We start from the raw sequence: 16,089 nt of genomic DNA on the forward strand, positions 1-16,089 counted from the left end.
ACTGCCCGGCCGCCAATATAGAACATTCCTACGATGACATGTCAAGTTTGCTAATTTGTGACGTCGAAAGAACGGAATTGGGGCCGAGTCACTTCGACGCATACTTACATGCGCGTGGTGCCGGACGGTCGTTCGCCATGAAACCCGCGCTCGAAACAAAGCAGTCGCGAGGGGATCCTAACCTGTTGGTCTCGAAGGTCTACTGCATTCCGAGCTCGCTTAGAAGCTTTGGGTTAGCTTCGTCGGTGGCTAATAAGTTGTGGCAGACGGAACAATCGTTGCTAATGCTTGCGCCGGCCTTGGTGTTGTGACTTCCATCATGGCAGCGGAAGCAGCCCGGGTAGTCGTTGTGACCGAGGTTGTTTGGATGAGTACCCCAGGTCACATTCATAAATGGAAAGACATTTCTGCTGTAAATAGTGGCGAGAGTCTTTGCAGCTTGGTCGATCTGGGTTTGCTGTCCGTTCCAGATGGCGGGATATTGAGATTGGTAGAAGTCTTTTAAGCCGAAGACGATCCTGGACCTGGCAATTTCAGGCGAGGGATATACCGCTTTTAGTAGAGCCAGACTTTCTTTATGGACGAATGGCAAAGACGCATTCGGGCTGCCCTGTGCCATATTTCTGTTGAGTACTTCCTCGGGAGTGTCAAAGGAGTGGGCTGCGCGATTATGGCAGTCGATGCAATCCATGACATGTTTCTGGCCTGTAACTGAGCCCTTTGCATCGCTGGAAACAAACTCTGACACCGAACCATCATCATTGGTCTTGCCGACCCATGGAATGCTCTGGTGCGTCGAGTCGGTGGCAATGTATTCGATATGACCCATGTGCGCGCCGTGAATTCCGCTTAGTTGCGAAGCAGAGTTACGGCCGCCCACATGCAGCAATACAAGAGAGTGGGTTAGTGTGTTGTTTTCGTCGTCTCCATAGGACGAACTCACGACAAGCTTGTCACCGACGTAATTGCCCGGGTTGTGGCAGTTCAAACAGGTCGTCTGCGCAGCGGGGATCTTATCTCCTGCGAGGATCGGCCGCGGATAGTTATGAAGGACTACCATCAGAAGCTGCTTGGTTCCGTTCAGTTTGGCTTTAACGAACCCTGCGCCGCCGGCCGCAATATGACAATCGGTGCAGGCTACTCCGGCGTGGGCAGAGAAATGATACGCCGTCCACTCAGGCGCCATCACATGACAGGAAGTGCCGCAGAAGGACGGTGTATCCATGTAGGCCACTCCGCGATAGCTCGCAGTGCCGACGATCACAAAATTGATGAAGGTGGCGATCACAACAAATTCGATCCCGTGCCGGAAGACCGGATCACGCGGGTCAACCTCAGGAAAAATGAATGGTACCTGGCCGGCAGCCTTGAGCTTCTTTCTTCTCCAAAGGATGCCCACAGGAATCAGAGCAAGCCCAAAGAGGAAGACTGCCGGCAGGATCAAGTCGAGAATGATGCCAAGATAGGGATTCGAGGAACCGCCGTGTCCAAAGAGGGCAACAACCCAAAAGCCAACCAGCGTGAAGGCTGCAGCGCTGGTAAGCGCCCCGCCGAGCAGACTAACGCGATTGTTCCCGTAAAAGAAAAAAGGCCGAAGCCAGGCTCCTTTGAATCCCGTGGCGGCTGGCATCTATGCCCCCGTTATTTTTGTAGCGTTCGGATATAGGAGACGACTTCGGTGATTTGGGCATCGGAAAGCTTACCGGCATATGCTGGCATCTTTCCTTTTCCATTTTTTGTCGCCGAGACTAAATCCGCGTCTGTGGCTTTCACCAGGTCAGGCGAATTGAACGGAATTGCTTTCATCGCCTTTCCCGCTGGAGTGGCTCCCAGACCGTCCGCTCCATGGCACATCGCGCACTTCGACTTGTAGGTCGCTGCGCCAGAATCCTGGGCAAGGACGCTTGCGGCGGTTGAGAGTGCCATGGCACAGATGACTGCAGCGATAGTTCTATTTCTCATGGTTCGATCTCCTTGTCACATCTGTAACGGTATGCGCATATGTCCGTTGGGGTTCCGATCAAAATTCGTAATGCATTCCGAGCGTGACGTTATTCGCATGAAAGTTTCGGGGCGCTGTTTCTCCGGCGGGCGATATACTGAGACCGGTTTGAGCTCCGCCCAGTGTGGCAGAGTCGCAGGGGACGACGGGCGCCGGAGCAGTCGGCGTGGGGTTCGAGATGCTGCAAAAGGCTGAACCCGAAACGCCGCCCTCTCCGTAGCCAAAGTATTTGTATTCCGCTCTCCATATCCATCGTTCATGAAACGTCCAGGCAAGATTCGCGAAGGGCGAGTGATAGGTGGAGACAAGCGAACCGTTGACGTCACGGGCGTCGTTGAAGAACCGGCTACCGTCTACGGAGCTGGCAGTGTAGCCGATACTGGAGCGGAGCGATCTAAGCGGAAACAGAACGAGAGCGAAGGACCCGTACTGAGTTGGGGTGGACATGAAGTCTTTGACCGGACCAAACTCATAGTAAGTGGTCCCCCGGACGGTTGCGCCGGGGCACGCTGTGCCACTGGGCGATGCGGCGCCAGGAAATGCGGGGCTCGCCTGGGCGTCGTAGCAGATATTCGTCGAAGCATATATCCCGCTGTAACCATAATTGAAGTCGAATCCATAGCGCGCATTCGGCGTCAGTGCGGCGCCCACGTTCACGAGGCGGCTATGATCCACATGACCGATCGGTCCGGCGTAAGGGACATCGCCAGCCGCGACAGCAGCTTGGTTGTTGTTCGTGTTGTTCTGCCGCTCCAAGTCGTTGAAGACTCCCGATAGAGTGATCCACGGCTTCGGCCGGTACATGGTATGAAGTCGGTAATGCTGCAGCTGGCGCGGACTTAACGGTGTGAATGAATTGTCGTTGTAAAGCGCTTCGATGGAGCCATTGACGGTCCAGTGATCGGCGGGTCGCAGGGCTACGTTGAAAAGACCGCCGTTCCCATGAATAGTGACCGTCCCATTACTATCCTGACCCACCGGCAATGGAGTGTCATGAGGAAGTCCCTGGGCGATGATATGCAGGCGATAGCGGTAGGTAAATGAAAACGAGACGCGAGACCAGCCGTCCCAGGTCGCCGTCAGGTCGTTCGTCAGGAACTTCTGGCCGAAATAATCTGGCAGGGGAACGCCATTAGGACTGCCCTCAACGTTCACAGGAGATCCAGGGATCAGAGCACCGGCGTAGTTGATTGTCTCGTCTCCCGCGGTCGCGGGCGTATTCGCGGTAGCACCCTTCGATATGTTGGCACTCCCCGGCTGCTGCTCATTTGAGTACTCGATCTGATCAGAGAAGTGAACGGCCGGAGTGGCATCCCAGACGATGCCGTAGTCGACCGCCATGACCTTGCGCTTTGCGTTTGCGTTCCCCGTGAACGTTATCGATCGAATCGTCCCGTCCAGGCCCTGGAAATTCTCGTAGTAGTCGGGGAGATTCATATTCGCTTGGGTGTAGCGCGCATCGCCGTTCATCGCTATGTTCTTAATGCTTGAGCTTTGCAACCGGAAGATCTCCGTGGGATAGAGGATGCGCGTCGGTTGTGAGCGCAGGTAGCTCGAAGCCACATTGCACGCCGGATTGATGACTGGCAATCCGCCCGGGCTCTGCGGTGAGAGGATGGTGTAGGTCGTCGCATTGGTGTACGCGCTTCCCATGCTCGTCGTATTGCAGCTGCCGATGCCATAAGGCGTGAAGCTGTCCCAGTCGCCTGGGGCCACCGCCGTTCCGTTCGCCCCCTGCGCCAGGAAGTTGCTCGGAGCCAGGGTGAAGTACGTGTTTTCCTTGATGTGTTCAATCTCTTCTGCGAAGGTGAGCCTCGTATCTCGTATGGGCTTCCAGTCGATCTCTGCCAGGAAATCGTCGGAGCTGTTGCGTTGATATTGCTGGAGGAGTTGATCGTTGGCACCCACAGACGGATCGAAGAAGTTGTTCCCGCTGGTCGGGCTAAGCGTTGGTCCTTGCATAACGTTCTGCGAGTAGCCCACCCGAAATGATACTTTCGATAGCGGAAAAATCGTAACGCCGGTGTCGAGCATGTGATGCACTGTATTGGCAAAGAACGGCGATTGTTCCACCTGCGGCCACGCCAGCGAACCGGTCGGCGCGTTCGATGGCCCAATAGGTACTGACAGTCCTGAGGGTAGATTCGGGTTACCAAGCAGGTTGTAGTCGAAGTAGTCCCGGTGGCGGCGGAACAATCCCGAGAATTCATAGACCTTGCCCTTGGAGAAGTCCATCTTGGCAAAATTTGTTGGATCCCCACCAAAGCCGTTGCTGAAGGCGCTGAGCGAATCGACTAGCGTATGCCGTGTGCCGGGAAGCGCGTGCAACTCGAAGGTTTCACCAAGCACTCGAGGCCCTGACTGGACATTAACAAGCGTGTTGTACATTGCTCCGCTGCCGGAGGTGTTGACGATGTGGCCACCCAGATCGATCGTCTCGTGGAGGCTATATCCCTTTGGGGCGACCGGCTGCGCAGTCGGCGTCGTAATCTGGGCGAACGGCGCGGGGCTCTGAGCTGACGCGAAATCGGCAGCCATCAATAAAGTCGCAAAAGCAACGATGCCAATGGTGCTGGCGAGACGCTCGGCCAATGCGGGAGCGGACTGTTGGTAAAGACAAGGAATCCAGCCGGTCTTCTTCACCTCAGCCCCCCTCTAGAATCATTGCCGAGAGCGTCGCCACATCGCGACCTTGCACTCGATCCAGCATGCGTTGCCCACGCGTGGCCGATATGCGCTCTTAGGATCGTCACTTGAGGAACGCCTGGTTCAGGTTGGAACCATGAATCATAGTGTGGCAATTTGTGCATGGCGTTAGCTCCGAGGAGCCGGCGTTCATGCTGTGAAACGTGCCGGCGGCGACCGGACTATGGCACTGATTGCACAGCGTGTTGATGCTCGGCATGTTCAGCAGCCGCGCATTCTGAGAACCATGCGGCGTATGGCAGCTCATGCATCCTTCAGCCTTCACCGCTGCATGCTCATAGACGAAAGGTCCGCGGGTCTCCACATGGCATTTAGTGCAGATATAGTTTTGATCGGCGGTCGACTTCAGGTTGTTTTTTTGAAATGTGCCATGCGGATCGTGGCAGTCGCTGCAGCTGACCGCGCCTTCGGTTACAGGGTGGTGGAACGGCATAGCGAACGTCCCCTTCACGTCACTGTGGCACTGAAAGCAAAGCTGCGGCTGCGCGGCTTTAAGCAGGTTTGGGTTTTGGGCAGGGACATGGAACGATGTCGTCGGGCCCGGTGGCGGATTGTCGAGGGAACTTGCGCCGGGCTTGAGCAGATCAAGAACACTGACGCTTAACCACGATTCCTTGTGCGTACTCGCGGTGGCCGGAGCCAGACCGGTCCCACCCGGTCCCGTAGCGAGTCCGTGCACGCTGTGACAACTAGTACAGCTGACCCCTGCGATTCCATGCACCGAGCGTATGAAGTTGGGATGGGCTGACGCGTGACAGCCAAGGCAGGTCGAATCGACCTGTTTTGCAGATGCCTTTTCGAAGCGGAAAATCTTGGTTGCGTCTCCGCCAGACTCCACGTGGCTCTGACCCGGACCGTGGCAACTCTCGCAGGTAGCTCCAGTGCCGCCGTGCATCAACGCTAATTTTGAATGAGGATTCGTCGAGGCGAATTTAGCGGCGATGTCAGCGTGGCACGTTGCGCAGGTCTCGGCGCCAACGATCCCTGACGTCTCTACCAGCGGAGCCTTTTCACTAACATTTGGAGTCGACTTCTCTGGGCCGGCCGTCTGCCCCAATCCGGGCAGAGAAAGGCACGGTAGCAAAGCAAAGAACGCCATAGAGAAGAGCGAGGGCCTCATCCAAATCTCCGAAGAGTGGCGGTGCATCTCGCCAGCCTGTTATCTGAAGTGCGCTTTATGAGACTTCTGGGTATGGTCAGCAAGAACACGAAGCATTGGAGGCAAGTATGTTCTAGTGGAGGAGACTAAGCTGTGCAATTTTGCTCGCGGGGTGGCGGCGCACTTCTTCAGCGCTGCGCGATTCCTGGATTGGAGCGCCTCAGGATCCGTTAGCTGATATGCCGGAAAGTCGCTCGTCACCCTGCGTGAAGGTAACAAGACTTGCCCTTTCATTCTCCGATGATGAGTTTCACGACCCGAGGGATCGCACGTACAGGTCTTCCGCGTCAGCCCGGTGTTTGTCTACTCCCAGATTTCTGACTCTCCAGTCTTCGTAAAATCCTTGGACGACGCAGAACTCCGGCACGTCGGCCAGTCGCTCGTCAGATAAGACACGCGCCAGGAAGAACGTGTGAAAACCGAGCCGACGTACCTGCTCGACTTGTAACTCACGGACCCTGCATGCAAACTGGGGCACGGGAATTCTAAAGATCTCCGATGGCCGGGTCGGAAAGGTCAGCTGCTTCCAATTGATGGGCTCATTGTCTTTGGGGACCAAAGCGTAAACGATTGGTGCTTGCTTCATCGGCACACTGCTGAGGACAACGCGCCGGGTTTGCCGAACAAGCTTCTCGGGCACACTATCGTGCGGAATGCTGAAGCCGAAGAAAGCCTCGTTGAGATTGCCCATAACATTCACTGGGGAGACAGTGCTGTTGCCCGCTTCATCGGCGACACTGACGAGTGAGACCGGCCGTGGGCAGCAAAACATGGCCGCAATGGCGCGTCTCTGGGCCCCGGGTGCCTTGTTCTTTCCGCGATTGCGCCGGCTAGAGTAGATCTGCCAAAGGGAATGGCTCCACAGCCTTGGTCTGGACACACAATAAATTGCAGACTTGCTCGAGTGGAAAAGCAAAAACAGCGAGTCACCGCATTCGAGCGTTTCTCGATATTGAAGTCCAATCTTGCCGAGAATACGATGCTTGCCACCGTTCTCGCAGAAACTCAGCGCCAGACGCGAGTACGAGTACTGGTCTTCCCTTGGAACCTGACCGCGCGGGAACTCGATGCAAATGGTGAATGGCATGCTGGAAGCCTGGCAGTGCCGTTGGGTTACGTCTATAGGTTCGCCGGCCCCGAGTAGCCAGACTTTGACTTCCTGTTGTGGCTCCTTCTGCGCAACAAAGAAATGGTCTGGCAAGCGCTCTCCGCCAAACACTACGGTTTTTACCAGTTGGCGCAGATGTTTCTTGAGTGACATAGCCATATCCGTGCGGTGCGAGACGATGCTGAAAATCAGTTGCTGGGGTGCGCCTCAGGCTCGATGGGGAAAAGTTTGTCTCCATGCTTATTCAGGCGGTCCTCAAGCAGCGCAGCCTTCATGTCCACGGTGCGCCCACCGAGCCGCCAGGTCTGATAGTAGCCGTGAATGACGGAGAGGGAAGGCTCCTGGGAGAATGCGCGATCGCCAACAATGCGAGCTACAAAGAATTTATGGCTGCCAATCCGCTGGCTTCGTTCAACCTCCATCTCGCGTACTCGGACCGTGAATTCCGGGATAGGAAACCCGAACACTGGCGATGGCCTGATCGCAAATGGTAGTCCCTCCAACCGAACGGACTCCTTGGTATGATTCCGCGCAAGCCCATAGGCCAGCGGTGCGCATCTCACCGGAACATTACTGATGACGAGACGGCCGACGCGCTCGACGGACTCGCCTGCTAGCCTGTCGGTGCGGAGCGCAAACCCAAAACGGCCAGGACCGAGCGCTCCCATTATGTTCATCGGGAAGATATTGCCGCCGAACTCGCCAGCTATGCTCACCAGCACGGTGGGATGCGGACGGATGAACGATACCATCGCTGCACGTCGCTCCAGGAAAGACATCTTCATTCCCGGAGCCGGCGCGCTCCGCAATTCTTTAAGCAGAAGCCGCGAATAATGAGCACCAATCGCCAGCCTCGTTAGACAGTAGTTGCGAACGCAGCGAGGCGCACAAAAGAGCAATTCACCTCCGCTGAATGGCGCTGCCTGTCTTAACCGTAAGTCGATGACACCCAGCAAACGACGGTCTTCCCCGCGTTCATAAAACTTCAAACTGATTTGGCGAAGCTGTTTCTGAGTGGGCGCTTGTCCCTTATGCAATGCTACCGCGATCAGGAATGGGGCGGAGCATGCGGTGGAGTGGCGAAAGGTAACATCGATGGGCTCTCCCATGCCTTCGAGCATGACAGAGATTTCTTGTTGAGGATCCGCAATGCCGGTCGCGAACTCCTCAGGAAGAACCGATTCTCCCAGCATCCGATCCTGGATCGCCTTCAGAATAGTTCTGAGGATTGACATTAGATGTGGCCGCCGCTGCTGATCATGCCGCGTTTTATGCGAGCGTCTTCCGCTAGCGAAGATGCGAATTCGCTGGGCCGGCTTTTGAGCCTCCAGGTCTGATAATGGCCGTGGACGACGCACCACTCCTGGTCCTCGGCGAATCGCTGGTCCGCAATGACTCGCACAACGAAGAAGATATGCGAGCCAAGTTTTCGCGAGACTTCCACCTCCATTTCGCGGACTCGGAGCGCGAACTCCGGCACCGGCACACCGAACTTCGGCGAGGGCTTAGTAGGAAATGGAAGCTCCTCCCACTCGATGCCATTCTTCTTGGAATGGTTGGGGCCAAGCTTGTAAGCAAGATCTCCGTGCCGCATAGGAACTGTGCTCAACGCGATTCGCCCCGCACGTTCGACGAGATGCGCGGGTGATTTGTCGTCTTTAAGCCCGAAGCCGAAATAGCTTTCGTCAAGCTGGCCCATCACGTTCAAAGGAAACATATTCCCTCGAGAGTTCTCCTCAGCGCTCCCGAGATCGATCAAGCGAGGGCAGATGAAGAGAATGTCCCGCGCCCGCATGTCCACGGACGAGAGTGTCATGGTGCCGGGGGGAAGCGGCTGCCGCCAGTTCCTATAAGCCTGTTGAAGATAGGACATCCAAAGATGCAGCCGGGGCAGACAGTAGCTGTGCGCACTTGCCACACGAAAGAAGTAAAGTGTGGGGCCGTTGGTCGGTATGGAAATACCGTTGTGCTTGAGGCCGATCGTCCCCAGCAGCCGGCAGTCGCCCTCTCTTTCACAGAAGCGAAGTGACAGACCTTTCAGGCTACGCTTGCTTAGGAACGTGTCCTTGTCGAAGGCTACGCATATGGTTAAGGGGAGAGCGGATGCCATCGAGTGGCGGTTTGTGACGTCACGCGGCGCACCCATCCCATGCAGCCAGACGGCGACCTCCTTCTGCTCTCCGTCCTGTCCAAGAAAGAACTTCTCTGGCGGCCTCACCTTTCCCAGCAACAGATCCTTCAGGCTATCTTTGACTCTTCTAGCGATCGACATGTGCTAAGTCCCTCTCCGCTGTATTCATGTTTTCGGCTGCGTGATGGAAGCTGTACAGGCACTCCACCTCTTCAACTCGCGGCTGCCGATGACTGTTCCAGCGCAACTGGCGCTGTTCTTTTAGTTGGAAGTTCTTCACGTCAAGTCCGCCCATGCCGGGCAACTCGGAAAGCATGCGCGTTCCCACGAAGAGGAAGTGGTTGCGCGTGACCCGCTGGGTCGTGGCTAGATAAGAAGCGAGTTCTTCTTTGTCGATGTCCGTCATGGCGTGGCAGCTGAACGTGAGATCAGCGCTCGCCGTCTGAAGGCTTTCCATCTGAAACAGCGGCATCAGGACGATGTCAGACGCGGCCATGTTTTCCATAGTAAGCGGTCTCTCTCCGAAGAGAAGAAATCTCTTCTGAGGAAGCGCGTTCATCAGGTAGTAGGTTGCAAGGGCGATGCTTTCGGGAAGATCAAAATCCAGATACTTGATCTTTGGGCGGTCGCGCATCAAATAGTAGGCCATTCCACCAAAGCCGCCACCGATCTCAACAATCGTAGAGTGAGCCGACTCGAGCAGGTCTCCGACTCTGGCTGCGCAATAATGCTGAAACTCGGAGCGAGCGGCGACTAATGTGCCATCAATAGAAACTCCAAAGGGATTGCCGATTTCGGGTATCGCCAACTCGCGCAAAAGGAAGCGGGCGCCGGTTTGTTGCTTCCAATGGTCAAGACGATAGAGTGCATCGCTGAGATAGACGCGGCGGTGAAGATCCTTCATGCCACCGCCGAAATAGATATCCGTCATGCCGTAGGGCACTGCTATAAGCCCCGTAGAGCAAGGATCACGAAAGAAGTTGCAGTACATCCGATGCAGGGCTGCGGTATCGCGCGCGTGAAGCGCTTGCCGTACGGGTCCCAGACTGCTGTCCCGTATCTGCTGCCACCAGCCCGTGGCATCGTAAGCTTGGTCAGCAGATCGAGGGTCTTCGATGGTCGCGTGGTAGGCCGCGCATATTCTGTCCAACAGGGCCGTGTCAGGAGCTCCGGTCTGTCTCCGCGATGCAAATCCCGCGGTAACATTCTGGAGCTTATAACGTGGGTCGCCCTCAAACTGGCGATTGCCGCGGCTGGCAAACGCCCGCATCTCAACACGTGCTCCCGCGATCCTTATCGCGCTATTTATGGTTCGTAGAGGATGACGCAGATGTTTGAGCTTTGGCTTCAGCATGAGCGAGCTCCAGAGGCGCTGCCTTCCGAGGGTTTCTATAGATTGCGAAGGAGAACAATGAAAGTCCGATACCTTCTTTGTTCAGCTTGGCCGCCCCGCGAGAGGTATCGTGATTCGACTGTAGCGTGGCAGGTCGAGTCAATTTGTCTTGGATTTGTCTTAAGAATGCCATCGGATTGTCGCGCATGTTGTGGCGCTTGGAAGCGGTAGGTTTTGCGGGCATGCCGAGGCTTGTCCAGGCTGAGGCGCCGAGACTCCAAAGAAATCGTTGTGCGGGCTGCGAAACGGTGCCGTATCGCATGCCTATCTGCGAGCGGCAAAGATCCGAAATTGGGACGGCTCGCGCTTGTTACGCAGCTTTGCTAGTAACGGGCGGGCGGCCCATTGCAGACCATAGTACGGCGAATATGCGGTCATTTGAATCGAGAAGTATTCCTCAAGACGGCGCAACCGCTCTTCGGTCAGGAACTCCAGACTTTTGATGGAGTCCGAGGCAGTTCCATAGCTCCTGCAGAAATGTGCCTGCCGCTCGGATACCATCCTCTGGCCACTATCTTCGCTTGAATACCAGGGAGTATCACTGATAATAACCAACCCGCTCTTCCGCACGCAGCGTAGCGCCTCACCTAGTGTCGCCTGGTAATCCTCGGAGTAGTGAAAGGAAGCATTGAAAATCACAGCATCGAATTGTGCGTCTTGGAAGGGCAAGCATGCAAGCTCCGCTTGAAAGCGCGGGAAGAGCTTAGGGATGAGTTTCCGGTAGTGTTCAGCAGCTCCGAGGCCGTCACGATCATTTGTAAGTAGGTCGACTGCGACGGGCTTGTAGCCGGCAGTTGCCAGACGATAGCTCATCCAGCCGTTGCCTGCGCCTAGATCGAGAATGAGCCCCCCATCGCTCCGAGGTATTTGCTTGAGTAGATGCTTCTGCAGATAGTCGTAACTACGAGCCCGGATCCGCCATTGTTTGCTATTCATCCCCGAAGCGTCCTTGTAGGGAAGCCCGAGATAGAATTCGTCGTCCTCGCTTCCCCTGCCTTCGGCGGCCCTTATCCGTTCATAATCGTGAATGAATTGGGCATAGTGGGTCACCCGATCTGGTGGCAAAGCCTGCACAATGTCGTCGCTCACGCCCATCTGAAAACCGCATGAGTCGCAGGAGAGCCCATCCACGGCCGCCCGGCAGCTTGGGCATCGTAGGCCAAGTTCAAGATGGGCGGCGAGATTGCTGGTGCTGGCAGACAACTGAGTACCCATTGTCGCATATCTCCAAAGTCAGCAAGGTCTCGAAGCGCAAGCTCGGACAGCTCGTGTAGGGCGGAGCATCTACGCTCCTCTGGGCAATGCTAATTCGGTGATTGCCACAAAGGCGGCCGGCGCCGGGGACGCGATCGGGGCCGCGGAAAAGGTGGTCTCGCCATTCCGGCTTACGGCTTCCAACTCATCGACCCGGCGCCATAGAGAAGCGATCCGAGACGCCTGGTCGGACGGCGGAGCTGACGACCGCCATGAATCCACCTCTGCATGCAACGCGTCGCGCACGGCTCGATAGAATTCGGTCTTATAAGCGGCATTGAACATGATGCAGAGGTCGTCGCTGTCGGTCCAATTGCGCTTAGGTCCGAGTTGAGCTTGCACACGCTCATGAAATACGGTGCCTGGAAGCGGGTAGGAAAAGGAAATTCCAATGTCATCGGGACGTGTCTCCCGTACAAAGGAGATCGTCTCCTGCAACTCCGGCCAACCCTCACCCGGGTACCCGAACTGCAGGAAATAACCGGCGCGGATACCCGCTTCTTTCAGCCGATGCCGGGCGACGATGATTGCGGCCGCGTCTAGACCCTTGTCCATCTCGTCCAGCACAGCCTGCGATCCTGACTCCACCCCGAGCCAAACTTCCGCGCATCCGGCAACCTTTAAGTGATGAACGGTCTCTTCGCTCATCAGATCGGCGCGAGATTGGACCTTGAAGGGGATCGTTGCATTTCGGGCTGTAACTTCCTCGGCGAACTGTTTCACCCAGTGATGATTCAACGCGAATACATCGTCGCCAAACCAGATGTGCTGAACTCCGGCGTTCGTCTTTAACCATTTCATTTCTTCGGCAACAGCTGAAGCTGAGCGGAGGTGAAACTTATTGCCGGAGATTGGCTTTGCGCACCAGTTGCAACGGTAGGGACAACCCCGGCTGGCCACCATGTTTGTGGAGAAATATCCGTGAGCCTTCATCCATGCTTCCCGATACGGATTTAGATCAATCAGATCTCGTGAGGGGACTGAGAGATCCGCCCACGCAGGATTCTTCGCGAGCCTTTTCACGCTGGGCCTGCCATGCCTGTCGAGCATGACGAGCCCTTCGATCTCCGGAGCCTCTTTTCCCTGCAGGAGGGACTTACACAGTTCTACCAGCGCGTGCTCAGCCTCTCCGCAGAGAACATAGTCGAAGCCATTCTGCAGAAACTTAGCCGGGTTATCTGTTGAATCAGAGCCATGCACGATGACGATCGCTCCGGCCGCTCGCGCCGCCTCGGCGATCTCCCAGGCGACCTCCCTCATGCGGGTAAGGCACATCTTGGAGAGGAAATTGAAGTCATCCTCATAGACCGCCACGATTTTGGGGCTGTGGCGCGTCAACATCGCGCCGAAGTTACTGGAGGGGTCCTCCAGCATAGAGTCGAAAACGGCAACGGAGATTCCGCTATCACGTAGGGCGGTTGCCGCGTAGAGAGTGCCGATGGGTGCGTAAGGCTGCATCTTGCGAAGCTGCTTCGAATCATAAGGAAGATGATACGAATGGGTTAATAGGATTTCTGCCAAAACTCACCTCGGAAGTGCTGCAAGCCTTGCTCACAGATTGAGCAAACACCTACGTCTTATGTCTCTACGAGAGTTAGTCTAGGGTTGCTCTAGGCCCCAGTTGTCGCCCAATTGTCAACGCCATGTAATCTCTCCTGCGTAAAGCAGCACGACTCTCGATAGGCTCCAAAGGTCATCCATGGACGGACGGCGCCTCGTTACCGACCGACGGGATTCGGGAGGACACACTGGAGAGATGACCAAGCTTGTCACGCTTTGTTGCGGTGTAACGAGCGGAATATGGGCTGGCCAGAACGTCGGCGCTGAGCCGCTCGACGACCTTAATTCCGGACGCTGAAACTGCGCTGAGCTTTTCAGGGTTGTTGGTCATCAAGCGTAGCGAACTGATTTTGAGGAAGGTGAGAATACGCACCGGGAGTTCATAGTCACGCAAGTCAATAGCGTGTCCTAGCAGAAGATTTGCTTCTACAGTGTCGAAGCCCTGTTCCTGAAGCTCGTAGGCACGCAGCTTCTCCAAGAGCCCAATCCCGCGGCCCTCTTGGTGCTCGTAGAGCAATACGCCCGCGCCTTCCTCAGCGATGGAACTCAGGGCTAGATGGAGCTGATCGTGACAATCGCATCGTAGCGAGTGAAAGACGTCCCCGGTGGCACATTGGGAGTGAATGCGGACAAGCGGCGGAGCACTGTGAATATCACCGAGAACCAAGGCAAGTGCAGTTTCTTTGCGAGGGCCTTTCGTTTTATGGTCTTTCCGCGCGCCCTCGAAGGCCAGTAGTCGAAAACTGGCCCATTGTGTCGGAAGACTTATATCAGCGAGTTGGGTAATCTCCATCAACTTAAGGACGAGTCTATTTCCTGGCGCGGTTCTAGTTGTCGCCAGATTGTCTCAGCCTGGTCATCCCAATGTTGAAGGCATTGCTTCTATCATTCCACTGAGCTTCTATCATTCCACTGATCAGTTGAATGATCTGTGAAACTGGATGATCAGTGGAACGACTCTCCCACCATCTCTTCACTCTTCTGCCAGAGAGCTTCAGCAGCGGCTGGATCTAGCGCGTATCCGCGTACTCCTTCACTTACAGGGCTGATCACAACGTCGTCTGCGACCATATTGCCGACATGGCAGTTCTCACAATACCGGCCGCCGATCTCGTCGGCCGGAGCCACGACGCCGGCCCACACCGAAGTCGCAGCGCCTTGAGGTATGGTCTTGAACTCCAAAGGACCTTTCCCCTCAGCTGCGAGCTGCTTATTCATCTGTTCGATCATCGCTTGCAGTTGGGCAAGTTCCATATAGCGGCCTAGCTCGGTCGCGATCGCTCCCGGATGTACGGCCGCAGCGCGTACTCCCTGCTCGCGGTGGCGGCGGTCGAAAGCAACGGCAAAGAGGATGTTCGCGGTCTTCGACCGGCCATATGCAACAAATGGCTCATAGGGCGTCCGATCGAAGTTGGGATCGTCCAGGTCGACATTCGCGAAGCGGTGACCGGACGAAGAGAGATTTATCAGCCTTGATCCCGGCGCCATCAGGGGCGCAATTCGGTTGACAAAGACGAAGTGCCCGAGGTGGTTGGTGCCGAACTGTGTTTCGAAGCCATCCGCTGTATGACCGAACGGTGTGGCCATAACGCCGGCATTGGCGATGATGCAGTCGAAGGTCTTGCCCGCTGAGAGCAGGCGATCGGCGCAGGCTCGCACACTCTGAAGGCTGGCAAGGTCCAGGTCAATAAGCTCGAAGCTTCCTCCTCCCGATTGTGCATCCGTTCGCACTTGGGCCGTGGCCGCTTCAGCTTTGGCCAGGTCTCGCGCCGCACCCACAACGGATGCACCGTGGGCGGCGAGAGATCGCGCAGTTTCGACACCGATTCCGGCCGATACGCCGGTCACCAGAATACGCTTCCCTTGCAGGTTTACACCCGACAAGACATCGTCGGTCGTTGAAGTCGAACTAAATGCGTTTGCCATTTTTCCCTCTGCCTACTGGATATCCCACTGAAAACGTCGCGCTCATTGACATGCATAGCTCATGAGCATAAAAGGAGAATGTCTCCGCAACCATAATAAGCGGAGTGTTCCTCCGTTTGCAAGTCCCCCAGAATGGTCAAAAAGCACCCCCAAACGGCACGTCGAAAACAACGCGCGGATGCGCAGCGGAATCGTGCCCGGATCCTCGAGGTAGCGAAGGATGCCTTTACCCGCTGGGGTGCGAACACCAGCCTGGACGATGTCACTAAGCAGGCAGGTATCGGCGCTGGGACCCTGTATCGTCACTTCCCCACACGGGAAGCGCTCCTTGAAGAGGTGTATCGAACAGAAGTAGAAAGATTGGCGGCTGCGGAGCAGGAGTTTGCCAGAGACATGCCTCCAATCGAGGCGTTACGGGCATGGATGCTGCTTTTTGTCGACTATATCGAGGCCAAGCAGATCATCGCGCCCGCGCTCAACACGCTGGTAGGGGGACCCTCCAAGCTATTCGACGCATCCGGTTCCCTCATCAAGGGAGCAATTCATTCCTTGGTTGCGCGGGCCGTCGAAAGCGGCGATATCCGATCCGACCTCGATCCGCTTGATCTGCTGCGGGCCCTCGTCGGGGTCTCCCATGTTGCGTCCTCGCCGGACTGGGCACAGAGCGCGAAGAGACTGGTCACGATCTTAATTCTCGGCTCGCGCCCGCCCGCATGAGTCAGTTTAGGAAAGCTTCTTGGCGAAAGTTCTATGGCGCTAGTCGACAGGGTGGCTAGGCTGCAGGCCGAGATTCCTCTCCATTTGCATGCAATCGACGGGTCGCGCACGAGTCATGATTGACGTGAGGCTC

General features: G+C 56.1%; 13 protein-coding genes. 1 reads left to right on the plus strand and 12 read right to left on the minus strand.

Annotated features, from left to right (window positions below):
• Positions 1 to 199: 199 nt before the first annotated feature.
• The 12 genes from ACPOL_RS18175 to ACPOL_RS18230 form a co-directional block, all read right to left on the minus strand.
• Positions 200 to 1,630, minus strand: a complete 1,431-nt coding sequence (locus tag ACPOL_RS18175; RefSeq protein WP_114208314.1) for a cytochrome c3 family protein — start codon at positions 1,628 to 1,630, stop codon at positions 200 to 202.
• 11 nt (positions 1,631 to 1,641) lie between these two features.
• Positions 1,642 to 1,962 carry a c-type cytochrome gene (locus ACPOL_RS18180; RefSeq protein ID WP_114208315.1) on the minus strand — a complete coding sequence of 107 codons (321 nt, stop codon included), beginning with the start codon at positions 1,960 to 1,962 and terminating at the stop codon, positions 1,642 to 1,644.
• Positions 1,963 to 2,020: 58 nt separating this feature from the next.
• Positions 2,021 to 4,645, minus strand: coding sequence for a hypothetical protein (locus tag ACPOL_RS18185; protein WP_114208316.1), 2,625 nt, complete (start codon positions 4,643 to 4,645; stop codon positions 2,021 to 2,023).
• 106 nt (positions 4,646 to 4,751) lie between these two features.
• Positions 4,752 to 5,828 (minus strand): DmsE family decaheme c-type cytochrome, encoded by a 1,077-nt coding sequence (locus ACPOL_RS18190; RefSeq protein WP_236656863.1) that lies wholly within the window; start codon positions 5,826 to 5,828, stop codon positions 4,752 to 4,754.
• 289 nt (positions 5,829 to 6,117) lie between these two features.
• The gene (locus ACPOL_RS18195) at positions 6,118 to 7,128 is read right to left on the minus strand and encodes a hypothetical protein (RefSeq protein ID WP_114208317.1); all 1,011 of its coding nucleotides are present in this window, start codon (positions 7,126 to 7,128) and stop codon (positions 6,118 to 6,120) included.
• 35 nt (positions 7,129 to 7,163) lie between these two features.
• Complete coding sequence (locus ACPOL_RS18200) at positions 7,164 to 8,210, minus strand: PNPOx family protein (RefSeq protein WP_114208318.1); 1,047 nt, start codon at positions 8,208 to 8,210, stop codon at positions 7,164 to 7,166.
• On the minus strand, positions 8,210 to 9,247 hold the full coding sequence (locus tag ACPOL_RS18205) for a PNPOx family protein (protein ID WP_114208319.1): 1,038 nt from the start codon (positions 9,245 to 9,247) through the stop codon (positions 8,210 to 8,212). The genes ACPOL_RS18200 and ACPOL_RS18205 overlap by 1 nt, the downstream gene beginning before the upstream one ends.
• Positions 9,234 to 10,460, minus strand: a complete 1,227-nt coding sequence (locus ACPOL_RS18210; RefSeq protein ID WP_114208320.1) for a putative sugar O-methyltransferase — start codon at positions 10,458 to 10,460, stop codon at positions 9,234 to 9,236. The genes ACPOL_RS18205 and ACPOL_RS18210 overlap by 14 nt, the downstream gene beginning before the upstream one ends.
• 303 nt (positions 10,461 to 10,763) lie before the next feature.
• Positions 10,764 to 11,714, minus strand: coding sequence for a class I SAM-dependent methyltransferase (locus ACPOL_RS18215; protein WP_114208321.1), 951 nt, complete (start codon positions 11,712 to 11,714; stop codon positions 10,764 to 10,766).
• A gap of 69 nt (positions 11,715 to 11,783) precedes the next feature.
• Positions 11,784 to 13,274, minus strand: coding sequence for a B12-binding domain-containing radical SAM protein (locus ACPOL_RS18220; RefSeq protein ID WP_114208322.1), 1,491 nt, complete (start codon positions 13,272 to 13,274; stop codon positions 11,784 to 11,786).
• Positions 13,275 to 13,446: 172 nt separating this feature from the next.
• Entirely contained in the window at positions 13,447 to 14,106 is a 660-nt protein-coding gene (gene ribA, locus ACPOL_RS18225; protein ID WP_114208323.1) for a GTP cyclohydrolase II, read from the minus strand.
• A gap of 152 nt (positions 14,107 to 14,258) precedes the next feature.
• Positions 14,259 to 15,239, minus strand: coding sequence for an SDR family NAD(P)-dependent oxidoreductase (locus ACPOL_RS18230; RefSeq protein ID WP_114208324.1), 981 nt, complete (start codon positions 15,237 to 15,239; stop codon positions 14,259 to 14,261).
• A gap of 132 nt (positions 15,240 to 15,371) precedes the next feature.
• On the opposite strand from ACPOL_RS18230, the gene ACPOL_RS18235 reads away from it, so the two are divergent.
• On the plus strand, positions 15,372 to 15,956 hold the full coding sequence (locus ACPOL_RS18235; protein WP_114208325.1) for a TetR/AcrR family transcriptional regulator: 585 nt from the start codon (positions 15,372 to 15,374) through the stop codon (positions 15,954 to 15,956).
• Positions 15,957 to 16,089: the final 133 nt, after the last annotated feature.

This window comes from Acidisarcina polymorpha, assembly GCF_003330725.1.
Classification (GTDB): Bacteria; Acidobacteriota; Terriglobia; order Terriglobales; family Acidobacteriaceae; genus Acidisarcina; species Acidisarcina polymorpha.

What these genes read in the sequence shown, in the direction of transcription:
- ACPOL_RS18230 (WP_114208324.1), bottom strand. Translation starts at nt 15,239, where the DNA reads ATGGCAAACGCATTTAGTTCGACTTCAACGACCGACGATGTCTTGTCG.
- ACPOL_RS18235 (WP_114208325.1), top strand. Translation starts at nt 15,372, where the DNA reads ATGGTCAAAAAGCACCCCCAAACGGCACGTCGAAAACAACGCGCGGAT.
- ACPOL_RS18190 (WP_236656863.1), bottom strand. Translation starts at nt 5,828, where the DNA reads ATGAGGCCCTCGCTCTTCTCTATGGCGTTCTTTGCTTTGCTACCGTGC.
- ACPOL_RS18195 (WP_114208317.1), bottom strand. Translation starts at nt 7,128, where the DNA reads ATGTCACTCAAGAAACATCTGCGCCAACTGGTAAAAACCGTAGTGTTT.
- ACPOL_RS18215 (WP_114208321.1), bottom strand. Translation starts at nt 11,714, where the DNA reads ATGGGTACTCAGTTGTCTGCCAGCACCAGCAATCTCGCCGCCCATCTT.
- ACPOL_RS18210 (WP_114208320.1), bottom strand. Translation starts at nt 10,460, where the DNA reads ATGCTGAAGCCAAAGCTCAAACATCTGCGTCATCCTCTACGAACCATA.
- ribA (WP_114208323.1), bottom strand. Translation starts at nt 14,106, where the DNA reads ATGGAGATTACCCAACTCGCTGATATAAGTCTTCCGACACAATGGGCC.
- ACPOL_RS18200 (WP_114208318.1), bottom strand. Translation starts at nt 8,210, where the DNA reads ATGTCAATCCTCAGAACTATTCTGAAGGCGATCCAGGATCGGATGCTG.
- ACPOL_RS18180 (WP_114208315.1), bottom strand. Translation starts at nt 1,962, where the DNA reads ATGAGAAATAGAACTATCGCTGCAGTCATCTGTGCCATGGCACTCTCA.
- ACPOL_RS18205 (WP_114208319.1), bottom strand. Translation starts at nt 9,247, where the DNA reads ATGTCGATCGCTAGAAGAGTCAAAGATAGCCTGAAGGATCTGTTGCTG.
- ACPOL_RS18175 (WP_114208314.1), bottom strand. Translation starts at nt 1,630, where the DNA reads ATGCCAGCCGCCACGGGATTCAAAGGAGCCTGGCTTCGGCCTTTTTTC.